A 649-nucleotide genomic window follows, 5' to 3' on the forward strand; every position below is an offset into this window, starting at 1 on the left:
TGTACCGCAAAGGTTTCTGTATCAAAATCCATTCTGACGCCGTGTGCTGTGCATGCAGTTGCAACATCAATGGCCCCCGAAGTATTGCCCCCACCGAATGCAATCAGATGTCCTGCCTGTGCCTGGTTGTCGTCTGCACCTGTTGCGCCTACACCGTTTTTGGTCAGAGCTGCAACCACTTCCCGGCTGAGGTCGCTATTGCCGGTATAATTTTCTGCATCCAAACTCGCCGGAATTAATCCGCCGTTACACTCGAAGTCTGTTCCAAGCCCGCCCCCGCCATGAGTGCGTGCTGTAAGAGTGCCGGTAATTTCTTTCTCCGCTTCTCCGCCCGGCGTAATATCCCCATGCAGGCTGTCGCACTCAAAAAGTATTTCAGCGGGACAGATGTCTGTTCGAGCACTTGCGACAACGAACACACGGCGGCGGCGCTGCGCGACTCCGAAATATTGAGCATCGAGGATCCGCCACGCGATAGCTCTCTTGGGTCCAAACACATAACCAGCGTTTGTCCACTTTTCCCCTGCAGGCTTGAGTTCTTCACTTTCTCCGGCAAGTCCTGCAAGGAAACAACCAAAGGCGTTATCTTTGCTGCTGAGGACACCAGGGACGTTTTCCCAGACAATGATTGCTGGTTGCTCACCGTTTT

At 53.5% G+C, this 649-nt stretch carries 1 protein-coding gene; it reads right to left on the minus strand.

From position 1 onward, the window contains the following. Positions 1-649, minus strand: a 649-nt coding sequence (locus U868_RS25145; protein WP_025155238.1) for a DNA cytosine methyltransferase, incomplete at both ends; no start/stop codon positions are given.

It is taken from the genome of Morganella morganii H1r (assembly GCF_000633515.1).
GTDB classification, from domain to species: domain Bacteria; phylum Pseudomonadota; class Gammaproteobacteria; order Enterobacterales; family Enterobacteriaceae; genus Morganella; species Morganella morganii_B.